General features: G+C 45.5%; 17 protein-coding genes. 4 read left to right on the top strand and 13 right to left on the bottom strand.

Annotated elements, in window-relative coordinates; translation table 11 throughout:
• Positions 1-49: 49 nt before the first annotated feature.
• Complete coding sequence (locus tag BGM23_RS20370) at positions 50-1,201, top strand: M20 peptidase aminoacylase family protein (RefSeq protein ID WP_029727053.1); 1,152 nt, start codon at positions 50-52, stop codon at positions 1,199-1,201.
• Positions 1,202-1,238: 37 nt separating this feature from the next.
• Here the strand turns inward: BGM23_RS20370 and opuAC are convergent, their stop codons facing one another.
• The 3 genes from opuAC to opuAA are packed head-to-tail and all read right to left on the bottom strand — an operon-like array spanning position 1,239 to position 4,226.
• Positions 1,239-2,120 carry a glycine/proline betaine ABC transporter substrate-binding protein OpuAC gene (gene opuAC / locus BGM23_RS20375; RefSeq protein ID WP_003246462.1) on the bottom strand — a complete coding sequence of 294 codons (882 nt, stop codon included), beginning with the start codon at positions 2,118-2,120 and terminating at the stop codon, positions 1,239-1,241.
• Positions 2,120-2,968, bottom strand: a complete 849-nt coding sequence (opuAB, locus tag BGM23_RS20380) for a glycine/proline betaine ABC transporter permease subunit OpuAB (protein ID WP_003234703.1) — start codon at positions 2,966-2,968, stop codon at positions 2,120-2,122. The genes opuAC and opuAB overlap by 1 nt, the downstream gene beginning before the upstream one ends.
• A 1-nt stretch (position 2,969) precedes the next feature.
• Positions 2,970-4,226, bottom strand: coding sequence for a glycine/proline betaine ABC transporter ATP-binding protein OpuAA (opuAA, locus tag BGM23_RS20385; RefSeq protein WP_029727052.1), 1,257 nt, complete (start codon positions 4,224-4,226; stop codon positions 2,970-2,972).
• Positions 4,227-4,515: 289 nt separating this feature from the next.
• Here opuAA and BGM23_RS20390 point away from each other — a divergent pair, with 289 nt between their 5' ends.
• Positions 4,516-4,818: an ArsR/SmtB family transcription factor gene (locus tag BGM23_RS20390; RefSeq protein ID WP_010886398.1), complete on the top strand. Its 303-nt coding sequence runs from the start codon at positions 4,516-4,518 to the stop codon at positions 4,816-4,818.
• 68 nt (positions 4,819-4,886) lie between these two features.
• Positions 4,887-6,059 carry an MFS transporter gene (locus BGM23_RS20395; RefSeq protein ID WP_029317213.1) on the top strand — a complete coding sequence of 391 codons (1,173 nt, stop codon included), beginning with the start codon at positions 4,887-4,889 and terminating at the stop codon, positions 6,057-6,059.
• 290 nt (positions 6,060-6,349) lie between these two features.
• Here BGM23_RS20395 and niaP read toward each other — a convergent pair whose 3' ends face one another.
• The 7 genes from niaP to BGM23_RS20430 all read right to left on the bottom strand — a co-directional run bounded on the left by niaP (position 6,350) and on the right by BGM23_RS20430 (position 13,118).
• Positions 6,350-7,552 (bottom strand): niacin permease NiaP, encoded by a 1,203-nt coding sequence (gene niaP / locus BGM23_RS20400; protein WP_032722887.1) that lies wholly within the window; start codon positions 7,550-7,552, stop codon positions 6,350-6,352.
• 121 nt (positions 7,553-7,673) lie between these two features.
• Positions 7,674-8,765, bottom strand: a complete 1,092-nt coding sequence (locus tag BGM23_RS20405) for a toxic anion resistance protein (RefSeq protein ID WP_003234715.1) — start codon at positions 8,763-8,765, stop codon at positions 7,674-7,676.
• Positions 8,766-8,780: 15 nt separating this feature from the next.
• Positions 8,781-10,394 carry a YceG family protein gene (locus BGM23_RS20410; RefSeq protein ID WP_003246317.1) on the bottom strand — a complete coding sequence of 538 codons (1,614 nt, stop codon included), beginning with the start codon at positions 10,392-10,394 and terminating at the stop codon, positions 8,781-8,783.
• Positions 10,395-10,478: 84 nt separating this feature from the next.
• Positions 10,479-11,252: a TerC family protein gene (locus tag BGM23_RS20415; RefSeq protein ID WP_003246458.1), complete on the bottom strand. Its 774-nt coding sequence runs from the start codon at positions 11,250-11,252 to the stop codon at positions 10,479-10,481.
• A 50-nt stretch (positions 11,253-11,302) separates the two neighbouring features.
• Positions 11,303-11,881 carry a TerD family protein gene (locus BGM23_RS20420; RefSeq protein ID WP_003241242.1) on the bottom strand — a complete coding sequence of 193 codons (579 nt, stop codon included), beginning with the start codon at positions 11,879-11,881 and terminating at the stop codon, positions 11,303-11,305.
• Positions 11,882-11,915: 34 nt separating this feature from the next.
• Positions 11,916-12,497: a TerD family protein gene (locus tag BGM23_RS20425; RefSeq protein WP_003234723.1), complete on the bottom strand. Its 582-nt coding sequence runs from the start codon at positions 12,495-12,497 to the stop codon at positions 11,916-11,918.
• A gap of 21 nt (positions 12,498-12,518) precedes the next feature.
• Entirely contained in the window at positions 12,519-13,118 is a 600-nt protein-coding gene (locus BGM23_RS20430; protein ID WP_003234725.1) for a TerD family protein, read from the bottom strand.
• A gap of 283 nt (positions 13,119-13,401) precedes the next feature.
• On the opposite strand from BGM23_RS20430, the gene BGM23_RS20435 reads away from it, so the two are divergent.
• Positions 13,402-14,397 carry an LLM class flavin-dependent oxidoreductase gene (locus BGM23_RS20435; RefSeq protein WP_003246351.1) on the top strand — a complete coding sequence of 332 codons (996 nt, stop codon included), beginning with the start codon at positions 13,402-13,404 and terminating at the stop codon, positions 14,395-14,397.
• A 37-nt stretch (positions 14,398-14,434) separates the two neighbouring features.
• Here the strand turns inward: BGM23_RS20435 and znuB are convergent, their stop codons facing one another.
• From znuB to BGM23_RS20450, 3 genes are read right to left on the bottom strand one after another with little or no spacing between them, the layout of a single operon-like run.
• Positions 14,435-15,277 carry a zinc ABC transporter permease ZnuB gene (gene znuB / locus BGM23_RS20440; protein ID WP_003246340.1) on the bottom strand — a complete coding sequence of 281 codons (843 nt, stop codon included), beginning with the start codon at positions 15,275-15,277 and terminating at the stop codon, positions 14,435-14,437.
• On the bottom strand, positions 15,235-15,930 hold the full coding sequence (gene znuC, locus BGM23_RS20445; RefSeq protein WP_003234730.1) for a zinc ABC transporter ATP-binding protein ZnuC: 696 nt from the start codon (positions 15,928-15,930) through the stop codon (positions 15,235-15,237). The genes znuB and znuC overlap by 43 nt, the downstream gene beginning before the upstream one ends.
• A gap of 55 nt (positions 15,931-15,985) precedes the next feature.
• Positions 15,986-16,945, bottom strand: a complete 960-nt coding sequence (locus BGM23_RS20450) for a metal ABC transporter substrate-binding protein (RefSeq protein WP_003234733.1) — start codon at positions 16,943-16,945, stop codon at positions 15,986-15,988.
• Between the last annotated feature and the right edge of the window lie 109 nt (positions 16,946-17,054).

Genomic DNA, 17,054 nt, shown 5'->3' on the forward strand with positions numbered 1-17,054 from the left:
AAGTAAAGAAGGTAAAAATTCATTCTGATAGAAGGAGGTATTTCTAACCATGCAAAAGCTTTCAGAAGACATGAAACAAACCATTATGGACATCTTCGAGCATCTGCACGCGAACCCTGAAGTCAGCTGGAAGGAATATGAGACAACTTCATTTTTGAAACAAAAGCTTGAGGATTTAGGGTGCCGGACGCGCACGTTTTCAGACTGCACCGGGGTTGTCGGCGAAATCGGCTCAGGCTCACCTGTTGTAGCGGTACGCGCTGATATTGACGCGCTGTGGCAGGAGGTTAACGGCACATTTAGCGCCAACCATTCCTGCGGACACGATTCACATATGACAATGGCATTGGGCACGTTAATGCTGCTAAAAAAACAACCTGAGCTTCCGAAGGGCACAATCCGTTTTATCTTTCAGCCGGCAGAAGAAAAAGGCGGCGGCGCCTTGAAAATGATAGAAGAAGGCGTGCTTGATGATATCGACTATTTGTATGGCGTTCACGTCCGTCCGATCCAGGAAACACAGAACGGCCGCTGCGCTCCGTCTATTCTGCACGGATCAAGCCAGCACATTGAGGGAACGATCATCGGGGAAGAGGCTCATGGCGCCCGTCCGCACCTCGGGAAAAACAGCATTGAAATTGCGGCATTTCTTGTACATAAGCTCGGACTCATTCATATTGACCCGCAAATCCCGCATACCGTCAAAATGACAAAACTTCAAGCCGGCGGTGAAAGCTCTAACATCATTCCAGGAAAAGCATCGTTCAGCCTTGATTTGCGCGCACAGACCAATGAAGCCATGGAGGCGTTAATCGCCGAGACAGAAAGAGCCTGTGAAGCGGCCGCCGCTGCATTCGGCGCAAAAATCGATCTGCAAAAAGAACACAGCCTTCCTGCGGCAACACAAAACAAAGAAGCTGAAGCGATCATGGCAGAAGCCATTACAGATATCATCGGGGCTGAGCGGCTTGATGACCCGCTTGTCACTACCGGCGGAGAGGATTTCCATTTTTACGCCGTGAAGGTGCCGAATCTGAAAACAACGATGCTCGGACTAGGCTGCGGGCTCCAGCCGGGGCTCCATCATCCGCACATGACCTTTGACAGAAATGCGATGTTTACCGGCATTCATATTTTGGCGAACGCCGTGCTCAAAACATTTCAGAAGGCGGAATCACTTGCTGCCGCTAACGCTTCTTAACGCAAAAAAAGCAGCCTGACACAGGCTGCTTTTTTGATTACTTCTTCAAATCTTCAATTGAGTTGACATTTTTCATATATTGAGGAACAACAAGCCCCATCTTCACACCAGTCATACTGGTGCCAATATCATCATATTTGCCTTTATATTTAGCGGCGTATGCTTTATGGGTATTCGGCAGCCATGCGGAAAGGGATGCATCCGCACTTCCCGTCGCAATTGCAGTCCACATCGGCCCAGCCTCTACCTGAGTAAGTGTTACCTCATAGCCCAAGTCTTCTAAGACTTTGCCTATGACGTTTGTACTTGCAATCTCACTGTCCCACGCCACATAGGCAAGGTTGATTTTGTCTCCCTTCACCTTTTGAACGCCTTTTGTCCATTCGGCTATCTGATCCTTGTGTTTATTGACGTACTCAGCAGCAACTTTGGCAGGTTTCTCGCCTTCTTCCACCTTGATCATGATTTCGCCCATTTCGTCTTGCGTCCATTTAAACTGGCTCAGAAGCTTTGCGGCATTCGGCTGCTCTTTGCTGAAGCCTTTGCGTGTGATCGTATGGATTTCCTCTGCGCTGCCATAAGATTGTTTCGGATCATCGAGATATTTCAGCTTATATCTGGAGAACATCCAATGCGGTGTCCATCCTGTAATGATAATCGGTTTCTTACGGTCGTATGACTTTTTAAGCGTAGCAGTCATCGCAGCACTTGACGCTGAAATCAATGTCCAGTCATTCAGGTCATAATCCTTCATCGCTTTGTCAGTCAGGGACATAATCCCTGAACCGGGGTCAATCCCGATGATGGTCTTATTCACTTGTTCTGCTGCGGATGCATTTTCATCGTTTTCTGAACCGCAAGCCGCAAGTGAGAGCGCCAGCATGGCGGAAACGCCGATGCCGATGATTTTTTTAAGCATCAGGCATTCCCCCTGCTTTTCTTCTTCACTTTAATATTTTGAGTAATACGGTCCAGGGTAATGGCAACGATAACGATGGCGATACCGGCCTCTACTCCGACCCCGGTTTTCAGCTGTGTAACGGCACTGTATACTTCAGAACCAAGTCCCGGTGCACCGACCATTGCGGCAATAACAACCATTGATAACGCAAGCATGATGCTTTGGTTGATCCCGGCCAAAATGGTTTTTGTCGCAAGCGGGAGCTGAACTTTAAACAAACGCTGAGCTGTTGTAGAACCGAATGCCTCAGTCGCTTCAATCAGATCCGCCGGCACTTGTTTTATACCGAGAACAGTCATGCGGATTGTCGGCGGCATCGCGAAGATAACAGATGCAACAACACCCGGCACAACACCGATGTTAAAGAAGAAAATCGCCGGCAATAGATATACGAAAGCAGGCATTGTCTGCATTAAATCAAGAATTGGCGTTACAATACGGCGAACCGTTTCTTTCTGAGACGCCCAAATTCCGATCGGAACCCCGACCACAATCGAAATAATCACAGATGTCAAAACAAGCGCCAATGTTTGCAGCATTGGGTCCCAATATCCTAAATAATCGATCAGGAGGAATCCAATCAACGTAAATAACGCAATTCCCCTTGTACTGATCCACCACGCAAGTGCGGCGAAAATAATCGTTAACAAAATAGATGGAATAAATCCAAGACCGGTGACAATTCCATTTACAAAAGCGGCCAATCCGTTAGCGATTCCGTCGAAGAATCCGCCAAACGTCATCGTAATCCAGTCAACAAAACGGTCAATGATATCTGCTAAAGGTATTCTAGGCAGTCTATCCATCTTACTTCACCTCCTGTACAGAAGGATCTTGTGTTTGTTCACCAGTGCCTTCAGCATTGATATACTCGTTATTGCCGGCAAGTGCGCCAATCAGCGCGCCTCTTACGACAATTCCTTTCATTCTTTGCTTCTCATCCACAACCGCAATTGGAATATTCGCATCGGACACAACGTCAAAAATCTCAGTCAGATACGTATTCTCTGGTACAGTCGTAAATTCTGTATTCAAGATGTCTTGAAGTGATAAATCAGACTCAGCCGCTTTTTTCGCATCAGACGCATAGATAACACCTAATAATTTCTTTTGTTTATCCACTGCATAAATTGAAGAAATTCCAAGGTTTTTCATCAGTGTCAATGCTACGCGAGGCCCTTTATCAATCCGCACTGTTTCAGCGCGTTTCATAATGTGGCCTGCTGTGAGGACTTTAGACAAATCAACATCTTCGACGAATTTCTCAACATATTCGTTAGATGGATTCATCAGGATTTCTTCAGGCGTGCCGATTTGAACGATATTGCCGTCCTTCATTAGGACAATTCTGTCGCCGATCCGCAACGCTTCGTCCAAGTCATGCGTAATAAAGATAATTGTTTTTCCGACATTATCGTGAAGATCAAGAAGCTCATCCTGCATATCTTTACGAATCAGTGGGTCAAGCGCACTGAACGCTTCGTCCATCAGAAGGATGTCCGGATCATTTGTCAACGCGCGGGCAAGGCCGACACGCTGCTGCATCCCGCCGGAAAGCTGGTCTGGATATTGGTGTTCAAATCCTTCGAGCCCGACGAGCTTAAGAGACTCAAGCGCTTTTTGCTGCCGTTCTTGTTTGTCTACGCCTTGAAGCTCCAGTCCGTATTCTGTGTTTTCAAGTATCGTTCTGTGCGGGAACAGAGCGAACTTTTGGAAGACCATGCTGATTTTTTTCCGGCGGACTTCCCGGAGCTGGTCTTTTGACATATTTGTTATCATGTCACCATCAATGTAAATACTTCCGGCAGTCGGTTCAATAAGCCGGTTTAACATCCGTACTAAAGTTGATTTACCGCTCCCTGATAGACCCATGATGACAAATATCTCACCATCATATACTTCAAAATCTGCCTGATTAACCCCAACGGTTGATCCGGTTGCTTTCAGGATCTCTTTTTTTGTCTTTCCGTTGGCAAGCATTTGAACTGCCTTCTTTGTTTGTTTCCCAAAAATCTTAGAGACTTTCTCGACTTTTATCTTAATTGGTTTCTCATCTACACTCATATTTTCCCTCCATATTAAGCAATCTTTATTACCGTAACATTTATGTAACTTCCCACACAAACAGCATATTCTCTTTTATTCTGTACCATTTCTTTATAAACATCCATGTGACCACATGATCTTATTTATGCTTCTAAATGCTCTGTAATCCTCCTATATGATTGTATTTTACGGGTGATTTTTCGCCTATCTTTAGTTGAAAACGCTTTTATTGGAATTGAATTCCTCCTTCCTCTTATGACTTCCTGCTCCTTTACTGGAAAAATAAGTTGCTTTTTCAACACCCATTATGTATTATAGTTTCATGACTATGAAACAATCAGATGATCAAATCAGAGCGCAAATTTTTAAAGCACTGTCTGATGAATCAAGGCTTGCCATTATTCGTACGCTTTATGTCAGCGGAAAAGAACTCAGCTGCGGTGAAGTAGGTGAAAAGTGCAATATTGTCAAAACCACGGCATCTTATCATTTTAAAACGTTGCGTGAAGCGGGATTGACGGCAACCCGGAAAGATTCGCGGACAAAATACGTCAGTCTGCGTGAAGACACATTTCAAACATACCTGCCTGGCTTTTTGGAAACCCTCTAACAAAGGGTTTTCTCTATACATATCTGTTTCATAGTTTCAAAGTTATAAAACAATAGGAGTGATAAAATTTGAATCGCATTTGGCTTTTCTTCAGTGTCATGTTTGTCATTGGCACGGATACCTTTTTGCTTTCGCCGCTTCTCCCCCTTTTACAGGATCAGTTTCATGTCTCTACTGATTTGTCAGGCTGGATGGTCAGTGCTTATGCACTCGGTTATGCGCTCTTCGCTTTCATTGCAGGCCCAATCTCAGACCGGCTGAACAGGAAAACAGTCATGCTGTGGGGACTTGCAGGCTTTATCGTATCCACATTTTTATGCGGCATCGCTCCCTCTTTTGCCGCCATGTGCCTGTTCCGTTTTGCCGCAGGCGTTAGCGCTGCGTTTGTGACGCCTCAAATTTGGGCGTCCATCCCAGTCATTGTCCAGCCTTCTCAGATCATAAAAGGCATGGGGATTGCGACAGCAGGTTTGGCCGCTTCACAAATGCTCGGACTTCCTATTGGAGGGTTTCTCGCTTCCTTTACATGGCATACGCCATTTTTCGTTTTGTCAGCGTGCTCGCTTATTCTTCTATTGATCCTGGCGGCGGTCATGCCTGATATCCTGCCTTCTGAACCATTGGCGCGACCATCAATTGTCAACCCCTACCGGGAGCTTTTTTCATTGCCGAAAACATCGGTCATTCTGCTTGCCTATTTTCTGTTTCAAACCGGAAACTTCGCTTCGTTCAGCTTTCTGGGTACTTGGCTTTCCGCGGATTATCATTTAACCGTGTCACAAATTGGCGCAGCTATGCTTGTACTCGGACTGGGAAATATGCTCGGGAGCCTTATCGGCAGCCGGGTTTCAGAAAAGCTGGGCATGTTTAAAACACTGATCAGCGGGATGCTGCTAATGGGCGCTCTCTATTTCGCTCTTCCGTTCTTTCCAAACTTGTTTTTAGTAGAAGCCGGCTTTTTTCTCACGTTCTTTACAGCTGGCATCATCTTTCCGTTAATGATGGGTGTCTTTCAATCCATTGCACCAAATGCGCGAGGAACCATCGCTTCCCTTTCCAATGCCGCTATGTATGCCGGGACCACTGTCGGTACAAGTATTGCAGGTTTTTTATATCAAAGCACACAGCATTTCGGAGCTGTCACAGGATTTACTGCCATTTTGTTCATACTTTCTATGACGCTCTACCAGGCAATCAGTAAAACCGGGAAACGCCAATCCGCAGCCCGGGCGCAGATGTAAAAAAAAAAAGCACCTCATTCAAGAGGTGCCTCAGATTGTTGACAAAATCCTAAAATGGTTTTCATTTTAGGATTTTGTCATCTTTTCAGCGTGATTGAAAACCCTTGAAGTCTAGGAAGGACGAGCATAGGAGCGGACATTCACAGGATGTGATGACGACGGCGTTTAGGCAGGACGCCTGAGAATTTAGCCGTTGATCCACTTCGCATTGAGCACCGAAGCGCAGTCCTGACAACGAATGCGAGGGTTTGTCGACACGCTGAAAGCACCTCTTTCAAGAGGTGCTTTTCCTATTCTAGCTCAGTTTGTTTCGTTTCTTTCCCCATAATCAAAATACAAGCAACCGCGAGTAAGATTGCAATGCAAAAGATTGAAAAGATGACCGAAAACGAAATATGACGGGCTGCCAGAGTTCCGACGAGCAAAGGCCCGAAGATGCCGCCGATTCTTCCAAACGCTGCTGTCGTTCCTGAACCTGTTGCTCGAATCGCAGTCGGGTATTGCTCCGGGGTATAAGCATACAGCACGCCCCATGCACCGAGATTGAAAAACGATAACAGCATTCCAGCCGTAAGCAGAAGACTTAAGGAATCCGCCGTTCCGAAGAAATAGGCGCTTCCTGCTGTGCCAATCAAGTAAATGACGAGTATCCACTTCCGGCCCGCTTTTTCAATCAGCCATGCGGCAGAGAAATAGCCAGGTAGCTGAGCAAGCGTCATCAGCAGGACATATTCAAAGCTTTGAATCATGCTGAAGCCTTTCAGCAGCATAACACTCGGGAGCCATAGGAACATGCCGTAATAAGAAAACACCACACAGAACCAAACGATCGACAGCATCACGGTCGGCCGTATATACTGTCTTGCCCAGACGCTTTTTACATTCTCCCACACCGACCTCTTTTTGGCAGAAAGCGATTCATATTTCGGCGAATCAGGCAAACTCGTCCGCAGGTACAGCGCATAAAAAGCAGTCAGCGCAGTTAACAGCAGGGCAGCCTGCCAGCCAAAGCTTGGTATCACAAAGTAAGAAATCAAGGCCGCTGCGAGCCAGCCCACGGCCCAAAAGCTTTCCAAAAGCACAATCACTCTGCCTCGCTTTTCAGGCACAACCGCTTCCGAAACGAGTGTTGAAGCGACTGGAAGCTCTCCGCCAAGTCCCATACCAATCACGAAACGAAGGATTAGAAATGCCGATAAGCTCGTCACAAAAGCGGAAATGCCGCTTCCGATGGAAAAGCATAAAAGGGTGATGATAAACACTTGTTTGCGGCCGATTCGATCAGCCAGCAAACCAAACAAAAACGCACCCGCAGCCATGCCGATGGAATTGACGCTTCCGATCCATTTCATTTCCTCGGGCGACAGATTCCACTCTACATGGAGCGCGGCGATAATAAACGATAATATTCCGACATCCATTGCATCAAACAGCCACCCCAAACCGGCGACGCCCAGCAGTTTACGCTGGGATATAGGCTGTTGTTTTCCCATTGCCAACACCTCTGATATGCAAAATGATTACCGTTTAAGTTTACACCTGTCTTTACACATTGTCATTAACTAAATGATGTAATTGAAAAACCCCGCTTATGTTCCACAAGCGGGGTTTTTATTATTGCTGCAATGCTGCTTTTTTAATATTATCCTGAAGCTGTGCAATTCGTCTCGCGCCGTCTTCGCGGAGGCGCTTGTTTTCTTCTTCGATTTGTTTTGTTTCCTGCATGCCGCTGACAATCGTGTTCCAAGACGATTCGATCGTTTCAATATCTATGCTCGGTCTGCCGGCCATTCTGGCAATTTCAACACTTTGGCTCGAGATGTTTTCAGCATTTCGTTTCAGCATCTCGTTTGTCCGGCGGTCAAGCTCGCTCATGGAATCAGCCACAAGCTTTTGCCGCTTTACCGTAACAGCCTGAATAATGCCGTTTTTGAAAATCGGAATGGTAATGATAAACGCCGAGTTGATTTTCCCGATCAGCTTTGCATTTCCTCGCTGCAGGAGACGGATTTGAGGAGCAGTTTGAAGCGCCACCATCCGTGCCATATCCAGATCATACACCCGTTCCTCAAGCGCCTGAATGCCGTTGCGCAACGTATCGAGCTGCATTTGCGCCAGCTGGTTCCCGCTTGCCGCTTTTTCCTCATATGAAGGAAGGATCGACTGCATCTCTTCCAGTTTCATCTGCCCGGCAACGACGTATTTTTCAAGCTCCATATAGTATTTGATATTGTTTTCATACATTTCATCGAGCGTGTAGTTCGTCTTCGTCATCTCATCTTTGTATTTTGAAATCTCAACGTGGATTTTTTCAATCTCTCCGCCAAGCGTCTGATACTTTTTAAAGATTTTTTCAATCATGCTGCCGCCGCGTTTGAAAATTTTCGCCATTAATCCCTTTGGCTCATCAAAATCATTTTTGTCGAAGCGGTCCATGATTTTCCCAAGCTGAGTCAGCATTGTGCCGGAGTCTGTCACGCTTGTTGTTTTCATCATCCCCAAGATGCGGTCAGAGAACTTGGATATTTCAACGGCCGGCTCCTTGCCGTACTCAAGCAGCTCCATTTGGTTTTTGACGTCAATTTGTTGAGCAAGCCGCTTCACTTCTGGTTCCTGACGGAGCTGAAGACGGATATCGTCAGCTTTTTGCTGGGAAATCTCTTCATTTTTATCGAGAACAAGCGGATTTTGATTTTCTGTTGTCATGCTTTTCTTCTCTCCTTATTTTTGGGTAATGGTTCTGAAGAGCCTTTTCACAAGCGAAGGCTCTTTGTAGTCCTGCTGAAACACCATGTCATCCAGCCAGTGGATATCATACTGATCCTCTTCAATAAACTGCTCAATATCTTGGTGTCCGGGCGGATTATAAATGATGATATCGATTCCGATTTCATTCAGGAACAGCAGGGCGGCAGCATCCGAACGCGTGAGTCCGCCGCTCATTTCCGTATGATATAAAACGAGTTTCGGAACGGTTTGCGCATAGTCGAACATTTGAATCAATTTCAGCAGATTAGCAGGCAGGTTTGTTGTTTGTTTAAACAAATAGATTTGAACATCCTTGACTTGTTCCTGATGCAAGGCTTTAAGCCGCGGGTACCTGCACATTCTCGAAATCGTTTTGGCAATGGCAGTCTGAACGCCCGCCGGCAGCTGTTTGTACTGCCACACATTGCTTGCCATCAGCTTGTCCGGATCAATGTTCCCTTCTTGATCAAGTGCGTGGCTGTAGTGAAATTGATAGTTCGACTTTATTTCTTCTGTAAATGGAAAGCTTCTGACCATTTCTGTTTCCTGATAATCCGCTAGAGTATGAAGCCTGTTCCAATATTCCTTATTGTCTTTCGACACGCCCATAATTTTGGCGAATACATTCGGAATCTCAATGGAATGTTTATCAGCTTTGAAATTCGGCCGAATAAAGGCGCGTTCTTTCGTGATTAAAAACAATTCATCATAGGTCGTTTTCAGCGTAACGGACACCGGTGTGTGATCTCTGAACTGCCACGGCTTATATAGCATGGATTCCTCGTGATTCAGCACATGTTCAATTTCCTTTGTTGAGCGGTAAGCCACTGTTGATTTCCGGTCTGGTTTTTCTTTCGGAAACGGCTGAAGCTCCGAAACATCCGGGAGCTTTTCCGTAAAACCGAGCTCCTGCTTCGGGTCGACAAGCGCCAGCTGATCCGTTCCCGCCGGATGGAACAGCAGTACATCACAGCCGACCAGCATCAGATAATATAAGAAATAGAGCTGGCTTTTCGTCGCATCTCCATACCAAACAACCTTCGGCATCTCCCGCTCTATATCGGTTTTTTCCAGCCAAGGGTTCAGATGGTTTAAGGAAAACTTCGAGACATCAAGCAGCACTCTGCGAAAATCAGGATGATTCAGCCCCTTTTCATGACTGTCCGCAAAGGTATGTAAAAGCGTCATCAACGCTTTTCTTAAATGGCGGTGCATCAAGGGATTTGAGTGCTTCGCAATCAGCTTTTCCCCGTCCAGAAAGGCAACAAAGCGGCTGACTGACAGCCCTTTTTCTTTCTGATTGATGGAATGAATATGCTGAAGCTTTTGAAATGTTTCCGGTTCGATTGTTTTATCAAGCGTTTCACTCAAAATCGTTATGCGGTCGTTTACAGACAGCTCATACAGCTCGTTATAGTAGTCCGTCTCATCAATAGGCGTGCCCAATATCTGACCGGCAAGACGAGAAAAAGAAAGGCCTTGTGCAGTTTCATAGTGATCCCGCTCCGGCAATGGCTGAAACAGCAGGCTTTTCCAATCGCCATCAGCCGGAAGTGCTTTATGAATGGTTAGTTCTTCTTGTCTCATCATATCCTCCTTTCCGGTTTGTCATTGAAACGATATTTCGGTAACAAAAAAGGAAGGACATTGAACCTCCCTCCTTGTTTTGTTTTATTCTTCTTTTGAAGCGGCTGTTTGTTCGCGCACCTGCTTTTGTTTATTGATGTAGTGAATGATCAATGTTACCGCAAATGCAGCGATAATGATAATGAAGAATACAGAGTGCGGCATTTCGTAATGGAAAGCGCTCCCCGCCATTTTCAGCGCGATAATGCCGATTAAGACGAATGCTGTGTTTTCCAGCTCAGGAATTTTATCAATCAGCACAAGGAACACTTTTGCCACTGTACGCATCATTAAAATACCAAGCATACCGCCAATCAGAAGCACCCATACTTTTTCAGATACTGCAAACGCGGCCAGGATGCTGTCCACAGAGAAGGCAAGATCCATTAATTCTACTGAAATGACAGTCGCCCAGAAGATCCCGAACGTGCGGACCATCCAAGAGTTTTTCTTCATGCCGTCCGCTTCCTCTTCTTTTTCGCCTATCCAGAAGTGCTTAATGACGAGCCAAGCCAGGTAAAGCGCGCCAAGCACCTTGATCCACCAGAATTTAATGAGAAGCATACCGAGCCCGATGAAAATAAACCTGAAAATATAAGCTCCAAACAAACCATACGTTAACGCTTTTTTCCGCTGTTTTTCCGGCAGGTGTTTAACCATGACCGCAAGAACAAGCGCGTTATCGGCCGATAAAAGGCCTTCCAGAACAACAAGGGAACCGATCAAACCCCAGGAAACAGGATCAGTCAGAACTTCCCCCCACATTTTCCAATCGAAAAATGAAGCATACGTAGACAAAATATGATGTAAAAAGTCCAAGTTTTTTCCTCCTATAATTTGAAACGGTGACTTCTCTATTTGTCACTCGCTTACACTTGCAAACCGTAATTCCGGCACAATGCAGCCAGCCCGCCGGAAAATCCGCTGCCGATTGCATTGAATTTCCACTCGCCGCCGTGTCTGTAAAGCTCACAAACGACAACAGCTGTTTCAATGGAGAAGTCTTCTCCCAAATCGAAGCGAAGAAGCTCATTCTGCGTTTCTTCATCCACAACGCGGACAAATGCATTGGAAACTTGTCCAAAGTTTTGGCTGCGTGCTTCAGCGTCGTGAATGGTCACTGTGATGCCGATTTTCTCAATGTGAGCAGGGATTTTTGAGAAATCAACGATAATCTGCTCATCATCTCCGTCGCCCTCACCCGTGCGGTTGTCACCCGTATGGATGACACCGCCGCTCGGATGTTCAAGGTTATTATAGAAGACGAAATCGAGATCATTTACGCAGTTATCATGCGCATCAACTAAAAAGGCCGAAGCATCCAGGTCAAAATCGTGTCCGCCGGAGTACTTGTTTGTATCCCAGCCTAAGCCGATCACCGCTTTTGTCAGTCCCGGATTTGTTTTTGTTAAATCAATGCGCTGTCCTTTTGATAATTGAATGGCCATACTGCCTCTCTCCTTTCTGCTCTTCGTATTTGTCTTAACCGACTTGCAAACCGTAGTCTGTTGCAATGCGGGCAAGGCCGCCTTGGTAGCCTGAGCCGATTGCTGAGAATTTCCACTCGCCGTTATGTCTGTAAAGCTCCCCTGCAATGATTGCCGTTTCAATAGAGAAATCTTCTGCAAGATCGTAACGGATGAGCTCTTCATTTGTTTCTTCATTTACGATGCGGACAAACGCGTTTGATACTTGTCCAAAGTTTTGGCTGCGCGCTTCTGCATCGTGAATGGTAATAACAAATGAGATTTTATCAATGTTTGCCGGTACAGCGCTGAGATTTACTTTTACATTCTCATCGTCGCCTTCGCCAGCACCAGTCAGGTTGTCGCCTGAATGAACGACTGAACCGTTGCCGCCTTCAAGCTGGTTGTAGAAAATAAAGTCGTTTGGTGACGCGCATTTGCCTGCAGCGTCTAACAGAAACACACTTGAGTCAAGATCAAAGTCGTGCCCGCCGTCATACTTGTTCGTATCCCAGCCTAAACCGACAACAACCTTTGAAAGACCCGGATTTGTTTTTGTTAAATCTACTTTTTGTCCTTTTGCCAATGAAATTGTCATGTTTCATCCACTCCTTTTCTTTTATACGTATCGGCTGATAATATCTTCTAATCTCGTATCGTTTGTGCCTTCACCAATCGCCGCAAACTTCCACTCACTGCCGCTGCGGTAGATTTCTGCTGTAATCAGGCTTGTTCTGCCGGCGTAATTGTCTCTCAAATTGTACTTGAGCATTTCCTCGTGATTAGATTGATCAACTACGCGGATAAACGCATTTTGAATCATGCCGAAATCTTGTTTTCTTCTGACACAATCGTAAATGTTCACTACAAATACAAGCTTATCGATGTTTCCAGGCACTTTATCTAAATCTATCATAATTTGCTCGTCATCGCCCGCACCGTCACCCGTCAGGTTGTCGCCTGTATGCTGTACACCGCCGCAGCGGCTTTTCAGGTTGCCGAAATAAATCAGGTTTTTCTTATCGGTGAATTTTCCGTTTTCCAGCATCAGCACTGAAGCGTCACAGTCGATATTCGGACCGCCTCCGCCAAGCAGTTTGCTGAAGAATCCTCCGCCTGAGGACACTGGGTCCCAGCCGAGACCGACCATCAATTTTGACAGACCGGCTTTTCCTTTTGTTAAATCAATTCGTTGACCTTTTTCTAAAGAAATTGCCACACGATTCACTCCTACTCATCAAAATGTGAAGATAGTCACATTTATTTTTACGCTCACAAGGAAAATAAGCCGTAAATTACTAATATATACGTTTGTTATTATATCAAAGTTTCGTAAAAGTTAAGAATAATTGACGAAAAACCTCGAAAAAAAACTTCCATATTTGATATATGATTTGCAAATGCTATAAAGTGCGCTTCTTAAACAAACCATTTGACGCGGGCAAGTCATTTTGCCTATTCTGGTGTCACCATCTAAAAACAGACAGAAAGGAAGCGGCCTTTTGATTCATTTAAGCATACTTGATCAGGCACCTGTTTCTAAAGGAGAAAGCCCTGTGACAACTCTCCAGCATTCGGTTGAGCTTGCCCAATTAAGCGAACAGTGGGGCTATAAGCGTTATTGGTTTGCCGAGCATCACAGCACGAAAGGACTGGCAAGCACAGCGCCTGAAATCATGATCGCCCGCATCGCAGCACAGACAAACACCATTCGTGTCGGATCAGGCGGCGTGCTTCTGCCCCAATACAGCCCATTTAAAGTGGCTGAAACCTTTCGCCAGCTTGAGGCCCTGTATCCAAACCGGATTGACCTCGGCGTCGGTCGCTCCCCCGGCGGCACGACAAAAACCAGACTTGCATTAACGGACGGGGTGAAAAAAAGCTTAACCGAATTTAACAGACAGCTGCAGGATGTCTCTTATTTTCTAACAGATTCCCTTCCTCCCGACCATCCGTATGCCGGAATCAAAGCGGCGCCCCTTATTGGTACGGCACCCGAGCTATGGGTGCTCGGTCTTGGTGAAAACAGCGCAAGACGCGCGGCGCACCAGGGGATTGGATATGTATTTGGGCATTTCATTAATCCCGAGCGAGGAGAAAATGCATTCCGCATCTACCGGGAAAGCTTTCGGCCCTCAGCCCATTTTTCGAATCCATCCGCACTGTTTACGATTTTTGTCATTTGCGCAAAAACAGATGAAGAGGCAGAAGAACTCGCATTAAGCCAGGATCTGTGGCTTCTTCGCGTCGGAAAAGGCTTGGACAGCCGCGTGCCAAGCATCGAGGAAGCGAAAGCTCATCCCTATACAGCGTCCGATAAAAAACTCATAGAAGAAAACAGAAAGCGGATGGTGATCGGTTCTCCCACCACTGTCAAACAACAGCTGTTAGACCTCACAGGCTGCTACGAAACAAATGAAATCATGGTTCTGTGCAATGTGTTTGATTTTGAGGCGAAAAAAGAATCTTATGAGCGCCTTGCCGAATTGTTTCTATAAAAAAAGCAGTTTTCCCTAGGGAAAACTGCTTTTCATGTTATCGGCTTCTTTTTTTGCGCTGAGCTTCTTTTTTGATAAACGTCCAAACTCCCTGAACTGCAAATCCGATTAATAGCAAAACGATCAATAGCAGGGTAATAGACGGACCTGGCGGCGTCCCGAGCTGATAGGATGATGTCAGTCCCGTAAATACGCTGAATAATGAAATGAGTATGGCTGTAATGAAAACCATGTTAAAGCCTTTTGCAATTCTGATGGCGAAGGCTGCCGGCAATACGAGCAGGGCCGATACAAGAAGGACCCCGATGATCGGAATAATGACTGAAATCGCAAGGCCTGTGACAATACTGAATGACAACGAGAGAACGTTTGTATTGATTCCCGATGTTTTGGCTGTAGCTTCATCAAACGTCAGCAGGTAGAGCGGCCTTCTCAGTACAATAAAATAAAGCAGGATCAGCAGTGTGATAATACTGATAATATAGACCTGCTGCTGGTTTACTGTCACAAGCGATCCAAATAGGTATTGATCGATGCTCATATTGGCTGTGCCTTTGGAAAGGCTGATTAAAAACATCGCGAAGGACAAACCAGCTGCCATTAAGATGGCAATGGACACTTCTGAATAAGTCCGATACGCCCGCCGCATGTATTCAATTCCGATCGCGCCGATGGTCACGACGACTATGCTTGCTGCGGTTATATTGGTGCTGAGAAAAAAGCCGATGGCAACACCTGACAATGAGATATGTGAAAGTGTGTCAGCCATTAAGGCCTGTCTTCTGAGAACGAGATACACTCCTAGTATCGGAGCCATGACGGCGATCATGCCGCCTGCTAGAAAAGCTCGTCGCATGAATTCCAAGTCAAACATTTCCATCCGCCTTTTTCTCCTCTCTCTAATCGAATCACTTTATCTAAAAATTGCTGTACTTCGTTTTGTTCGTGAGTAACCATCACAACTGTGCGGTTGTGATTTTTCACGAGATGATGCATAAATTCGTAAAATCCTTTTCTGCTGTCGTAATCAACAGCTGTCGTCGGTTCGTCCAGCATCAGCAGATCCGGGTTGCTGGCGAGCATTCTGGCGATACAGATTTTCTGTTTCTGTCCGCCTGATAAATCACCGATTTTACGATGGCGGAGGTCCCACATTTCCACCATTTTCAATGCTTTTTCTACTTCAAGATGATCTTCTTCATTTAAACGTTTAAACCATTTCCCTTTTGTATAGCGGCCTGACTGAACAAGCTCCAGCACCGTGCTCGGAAATCCGGCATTAAATGAAGAAATTTGCTGCGGGACGTACCCTATGGTCAGGCGTTTCCCTTCTGTATTCCTTTTACTGATCGTCACTGTGCCTTCCCACGGTTTCAGCATGCCGAGCATTACCTTTATGAGCGTCGATTTAGAGGCGCCGTTTGGTCCAGTGATGCCGACGAACTCACCGCTTTCAATATCAAGTGATACTTTATCTAAAACAGGCGTATGGGAATAGCCGAAAACGATATCTTTCAATGAGACGAGATTCATGTTAATCTTCCTTTCTCACAAAGAAATAGTGTGCACCCCTCCGGCGCACACTATCTTATGATTTAACCAATAGTGAATCTTTCAGGGCATCGAGGTTTTGTTTCATAATGTCGATATACCCTAAACCTTTATCCTGTTCTTCTTTGCTCAAGCCTTCCAGTGTATTCAGCACTTCTGTCTTCGCGCCGATTTCACTGGCGAGCGTATCTGCGACCTTTGAGGATGCAATTTCTTCAAAGTAAATAACTTTTACATTATGTTCTTTGGCATATGTTTTCAGCTTTGCCAAGCTGGCTGCGCTCGGTTCTTGGTCAGGTGAAAGCCCTGCAATCGGAACCTGCTTCAAGCCGTATTCTTTTGCCAGATAGCCAAAAGCTGTATGCTGCGTGATAAATTCTTTTTTCTCCGCTTTTTTTGCGGTTGTACGATATAGTTTATCAAGATCCTGCAGTTTTGCAATATATTCTTTACTATTTTTCTCATAGTATTCTTTGTTATCCGGGTCCTGCTTCACGATTTGAGCCGTAATATTTTTAACTTCCTTCTGTGCCAGAACAGGGCTAAGCCATACGTGAGGGTCCATTGCATGACTGTGCTCATGCTCCCCATGATCATGCTCTTCGTGTTCTTCTTCAGAGCCTTCCATTAAATCAATGCCTTTGCTTGCATTAACGAAAACGGCATGGCCTTGGCCCATGCTTTTTTCAGCTGACGGAACCCATGTCTCCATGTATTCACTATTATAAACGAACAAATCAGCATCCTGAATGTTGGCAATGTCTTTCGGCGTCGGTTCCCAATCATGCGGTTCAACGGAAGATGGGATTAACAGATCCACATCGCCTTTGTCTTTTACAATTTGTTTTGTGAATTCATACATCGGGTAGAACGTTGTGACAACGTGCAGTTTATCACCCTTTGAATCCGCCGACCCTTTTGTTGATGAGTTGCCGCATGCTGCAACTAATAAAAAGCACGCTGCAATCACAAACAAACCGCTCCATTTTTTAAACATATCGTATATCCCCTCTTTTTCAGTAACTTTAAATCAAAATGATAACGATTTTGTAATCCTATATCATAATAAACCGAAGTCATTACGTTTTGCAAGAATAAATTTCATT

The sequence above is a fragment of the Bacillus sp. FJAT-14266 genome, assembly GCF_001719225.1.
Taxonomy (GTDB): Bacteria; Bacillota; Bacilli; order Bacillales; family Bacillaceae; genus Bacillus; species Bacillus subtilis.

Bases quoted from the DNA above. Each gene is read 5' to 3' on its own strand.
- BGM23_RS20370 (WP_029727053.1), top strand. From the start codon at position 50: ATGCAAAAGCTTTCAGAAGACATGAAACAAACCATTATGGACATCTTC.
- opuAC (WP_003246462.1), bottom strand. From the start codon at position 2,120: ATGCTTAAAAAAATCATCGGCATCGGCGTTTCCGCCATGCTGGCGCTC.
- opuAB (WP_003234703.1), bottom strand. From the start codon at position 2,968: ATGGATAGACTGCCTAGAATACCTTTAGCAGATATCATTGACCGTTTT.
- opuAA (WP_029727052.1), bottom strand. From the start codon at position 4,226: ATGAGTGTAGATGAGAAACCAATTAAGATAAAAGTCGAGAAAGTCTCT.
- BGM23_RS20390 (WP_010886398.1), top strand. From the start codon at position 4,516: ATGTATTATAGTTTCATGACTATGAAACAATCAGATGATCAAATCAGA.
- niaP (WP_032722887.1), bottom strand. From the start codon at position 7,552: ATGGGAAAACAACAGCCTATATCCCAGCGTAAACTGCTGGGCGTCGCC.
- BGM23_RS20405 (WP_003234715.1), bottom strand. From the start codon at position 8,765: ATGACAACAGAAAATCAAAATCCGCTTGTTCTCGATAAAAATGAAGAG.
- BGM23_RS20410 (WP_003246317.1), bottom strand. From the start codon at position 10,394: ATGAGACAAGAAGAACTAACCATTCATAAAGCACTTCCGGCTGATGGC.
- BGM23_RS20420 (WP_003241242.1), bottom strand. From the start codon at position 11,881: ATGGCCATTCAATTATCAAAAGGACAGCGCATTGATTTAACAAAAACA.
- BGM23_RS20425 (WP_003234723.1), bottom strand. From the start codon at position 12,497: ATGACAATTTCATTGGCAAAAGGACAAAAAGTAGATTTAACAAAAACA.
- znuB (WP_003246340.1), bottom strand. From the start codon at position 15,277: ATGGAAATGTTTGACTTGGAATTCATGCGACGAGCTTTTCTAGCAGGC.
- znuC (WP_003234730.1), bottom strand. From the start codon at position 15,930: ATGAATCTCGTCTCATTGAAAGATATCGTTTTCGGCTATTCCCATACG.
- BGM23_RS20450 (WP_003234733.1), bottom strand. From the start codon at position 16,945: ATGTTTAAAAAATGGAGCGGTTTGTTTGTGATTGCAGCGTGCTTTTTA.